The organism is Sphingobium sp. ba1 (genome assembly GCF_000743655.1).
Taxonomy (GTDB): domain Bacteria; phylum Pseudomonadota; class Alphaproteobacteria; order Sphingomonadales; family Sphingomonadaceae; genus Sphingobium.
Genome location: NZ_JPPQ01000069.1, coordinates 1,497,028 through 1,500,592, shown reverse-complemented (window position 1 = coordinate 1,500,592; position 3,565 = coordinate 1,497,028). Strand labels below are relative to the sequence as shown.

Annotated in this window: 5 protein-coding genes and 1 pseudogene; all 6 read right to left on the bottom strand. The window is 58.7% G+C overall.

The window, feature by feature from the left end:
* Positions 1–143: 143 nt before the first annotated feature.
* Entirely contained in the window at positions 144–1,160 is a 1,017-nt protein-coding gene (locus IL54_RS10290; protein ID WP_037475392.1) for an IS110 family transposase, read from the bottom strand.
* A 132-nt stretch (positions 1,161–1,292) separates the two neighbouring features.
* Positions 1,293–2,213 (bottom strand): HEPN domain-containing protein, encoded by a 921-nt coding sequence (locus tag IL54_RS10285; RefSeq protein ID WP_037475390.1) that lies wholly within the window; start codon positions 2,211–2,213, stop codon positions 1,293–1,295.
* Positions 2,213–2,650: a TA system VapC family ribonuclease toxin gene (locus IL54_RS10280; RefSeq protein ID WP_037475387.1), complete on the bottom strand. Its 438-nt coding sequence runs from the start codon at positions 2,648–2,650 to the stop codon at positions 2,213–2,215. The genes IL54_RS10285 and IL54_RS10280 overlap by 1 nt, the downstream gene beginning before the upstream one ends.
* Positions 2,647–2,871 (bottom strand): CopG family transcriptional regulator, encoded by a 225-nt coding sequence (locus IL54_RS10275; protein WP_193378838.1) that lies wholly within the window; start codon positions 2,869–2,871, stop codon positions 2,647–2,649. Before IL54_RS10275 ends, IL54_RS10280 begins: the two co-directional genes overlap by 4 nt.
* A gap of 31 nt (positions 2,872–2,902) precedes the next feature.
* Complete coding sequence (locus tag IL54_RS10270; protein WP_051520215.1) at positions 2,903–3,328, bottom strand: MarR family transcriptional regulator; 426 nt, start codon at positions 3,326–3,328, stop codon at positions 2,903–2,905.
* Between the two features lie 44 nt (positions 3,329–3,372).
* Positions 3,373–3,565, bottom strand: a pseudogene (locus IL54_RS24110) (hypothetical protein); the annotation flags it as partial.

The following is a 3,565-nucleotide window of genomic DNA, read 5'->3' as shown; positions in this document are numbered from 1 at the left end:
CTGACAGGGGGTCCCTTTTGCGCGCTGATAAGGGGTCCCGTTTGGACGCCGATTGACACGTCTCCGGGTCCCAAACGAGGTTTAACCCTCCACTTTTGTGACGAGATCGTCCGGGCATGGCTGATCGGGAGCGGGGCGCCGGGTCAGACCCAGCGGAACTCGGTCTCGTTCAACCAAAGGGAATGGAGTAATATGGCCAGCTTCCGGGCGACTGCGACCCTGGCACGCTTAGGACCTTTGACTTCGGCCAATTTCCTACCCCAGCGTTGCAGTGCGAATGGCTGCCTTACCCGCGACAATATGATGTTGGCCGCCTCGTACAGCGACCGTCGCAGCATCGGATCGCCGGCCTTTGAGATATGACCTTGCGTATCACGTTCGCCAGACTGGCTTCGTCGAGGGACAAGCCCAGCATACGCCCCAACGTCCTCACCTCTGGCAAAGCGACGAGGATCTTCTATGCTCATGGTGTAGGTGAGGGCGGTGATCGGCCCAACGCCAGGGACCGTCATCAGACGCGCGCAAACGGGATCCGAGGCAGCCCTCTTCTCCAATATTCGGTTCGAGGCGCGCAGTTGCGCTTCGATCACCTCGATGGATGCCATAAGCGGCGCGAACAATGCCTCCAGATCGGGGCGTTGGGCATAAAGCACTATCAGGCGGTCGGTTCGTTTGCCGGGAGCTCGGGCTGAACCTAAGCGAAGGCCGAACAGCTTCAACAAGCCGCGCAACTGGTTGATCATGGCAGTCCGCGCCGTGATAAGCTGTGCACGAATTCGTATCGCGGCACGATCAAAATGCGTGGCGGAAGCTTTCATATGGATGCGCTTGAACCAGCCCGTTCGGGCCATCTGCGCAATCCCCTCAGCATCATGAACATCGCTCTTGTTGACCCGCGCCGACAGCACGCCCTTGGCATGGCGAGCACAGATACACTCTACCGGCACATCGCGGGCTACCATGCCATGATAGAGAAACGCCGACAGCGGCCCCGTCTCAAGCACCACGCGCACCAGATCCGGGCAATAGCGGCCAAGCCATTTAGCGATGACGTCGGGATCGCTCGCCAGAACCTCGCGCCGCAACACAGCGCCTTCGCCATCAACCACGCACACATGCGTGGACTTGTCACTCACATCCAGTCCTGCGTAGATCGACATGGTCACCCTCCTGCATTGAAGCGTTCATGCGACTTCGTACCATACAGAAGGGTGGCTACATCAATTACGCGGTGTCCCAAACTCGGTCATTCCGGCGTCGGATATTTTACGCAGCAAATCCGTGCGACAACGTCAATGGCGCGCTTTTTCCTTTAGCTTGGTTATGTGAGAAACGCATATCGAATGGGTCGTCTGGCCGAGATTTTCGATGCGTTCAGCTAGCCAACGCAGCTCTTCTAAATCGATCTGATAATGCTTGGAATATCTCGCCTTCACATAGGCGTCCTTGAGCTTTTGGAACATCGCCCGCTCCTTTCGGGAGTTCCGTGGCCATATGTCAAACAGCGCAGGGTGCCTGCTCTCAGCTTGTGCGCGGAGAAATGCGATGTTGTGGTCATATGGCGTGTAGAAGGTGAGAGTTAGCAAAATGGCTTGATAGAGACGCTCAGTAGTCTGGTGGAGATCAAATGCCGCCTTCCTGACGAATGACTTTTCAATGCCAAACTTTGCGACTTCGAACACTTGCATGGCTTCAGAAAAATAATCGTCGAAATAGTCCTGCGCCGCATTCGCTGCTTCCGACGGCGTCTTGGGCTTGGGTTTGGCCAGTTCGCGATCATCGGCTTCGTAGAGGGCGATGCCCTGTTCGGCTATTTCCATGAAGAAGACCCGGCCATGGCTGAGGCCCTGGTTCACCTGCTGAAGCGAGTGAACGATGAAATGCACCGGCGTATGGATGCGCTTCTCGATCAGATAGGCGTCGATGAGGCGCTGCTCTGCGACCGACCAATAGGCAGCGACGTCGGCCAGTTCCTTCTGGTTGACGATGACCAGGATATCCATGTCGGATTTATACTGATTGGCATCGAAGGGCGCATCGACCCAATCGCCCCGCGCATAGGAGCCGAAAAGGATGATCTTGAGGATGCGGGCCGACTTCTTGCGGCCAGTCGCATTCTCGGTTGCCTCCCGAAACTCGGCGAACAAGATGCGCACGACCTCTTCGAGCTCTCGCTGCTTGGCTGCTGGGAGGTGGTCAAGGTTGGTACGCATCACTGATGTCCAATGAGGTGGATCGCGTCCTTGCCCCCGGCCACCCCCTTGGGCGTCAGGCGGCGATCAAAAGTCGCGAGCTTGCCCCCATTTGCGACCGCAAGGGCAAGGAGATAGGTGTCGGTCACCTGCGCTGACGTCAGGATCTGGCTTGCATCGACATGGTCTGCGGTCAGCAGGCTGATATCGTCCGGCCAAAAACTGTGACCGGGAAGTCTGCACATCTGGGCCATGATCGTCGCGACCTCGGCCGGAGAACCCGGCGTTGCGGGATAGCGGACGTTGCCGACGATCCGGATCACGCCGTTTTCGGTCATAGGGCAAGTCGCCCAGGCCTTGCTGCCTTCCGCCTCGAACCAGCGGTGCGCTGCCTCGTGACCGACATGATTGGGGTCGATCAATGCGACAAGAATGTTGACGTCCAGAAGGTAGGTCATGGCGCCTCATCACGAAGGGCGTTGACGATATCCTGCGTCACCACGACCCCAGGCTTGGCTGGCAAGAGACTGATCCCGTTGCGCGTGCGCGTTGCTTCGGGCGCACGGAGCGCCTTACGGGCGAGATCCGACAGGACGCGCCCGATCGAACTATGCTGATGATCGGCGATCGCACGCGCCGCCGCCATGACATCATCATCGATCACAAGGGTCGTCCGCATTGCATCATCCTCACGCATTGAGCATCGCGCATCATATGCCATCTGAATCGATGGCGCAACGATGGACGAATGCGGCGGCGGCCGCACAAGCCCCATCCATAATATGGTTGAGGGCATTTTTGATTGGCGGCGCCAGCCGAACCGTGATCCGCCGCTTGTCGCGCGGGTCGGGACGGCGCGTCAATATCTTCCGCACGGCAAGGTTGGCGGTCCACCGATGCGCGCTTGAATGGGGGATGTTGGCGACCGTGCAGAGGGCGGACTGATAGACCGCAAAACCTTCCAGCTCGGCCTGGTACAGATGGAGCAGCATGTCCCAGTTGGGATTGGTGCACAGGTGACTGCCCAGGCTCTTTTCGATCAGACGACGTTCCTCGATCAGTGCCCGGCACGTCTCCAGCCGTTTATGCCGCCGCCTCGCTGCGGCCTCTTCCAGATCGTCGTCGTTGTGCCGCATTTTATCCCCTGTCGATGCACGCGAATATCTATCCCTGCTTTTGCTCAGCCGGTGACCGGCTTCGGCAATTCGCCAGCCCGGAAAGCGTCGATCAGCGCGTGCTGCTCGGAGGCGAGCATGTCGATCGCGCCGACCTGCCGCCCCGGATCGCGCAACAGCAGGGAAGGACAGCGCCCCTCATGGTTGCCAAGATTAGGCCGGTGAATGCGGTAGCCCAGCAAATCTGTCAGATCGGCA

What these genes read in the sequence shown, in the direction of transcription:
- IL54_RS10280 (WP_037475387.1), bottom strand. Translation starts at nt 2,650, where the DNA reads ATGACCTACCTTCTGGACGTCAACATTCTTGTCGCATTGATCGACCCC.
- IL54_RS10285 (WP_037475390.1), bottom strand. Translation starts at nt 2,213, where the DNA reads ATGCGTACCAACCTTGACCACCTCCCAGCAGCCAAGCAGCGAGAGCTC.
- IL54_RS10290 (WP_037475392.1), bottom strand. Translation starts at nt 1,160, where the DNA reads ATGTCGATCTACGCAGGACTGGATGTGAGTGACAAGTCCACGCATGTG.
- IL54_RS10270 (WP_051520215.1), bottom strand. Translation starts at nt 3,328, where the DNA reads ATGCGGCACAACGACGACGATCTGGAAGAGGCCGCAGCGAGGCGGCGG.
- IL54_RS10275 (WP_193378838.1), bottom strand. Translation starts at nt 2,871, where the DNA reads ATGCGGACGACCCTTGTGATCGATGATGATGTCATGGCGGCGGCGCGT.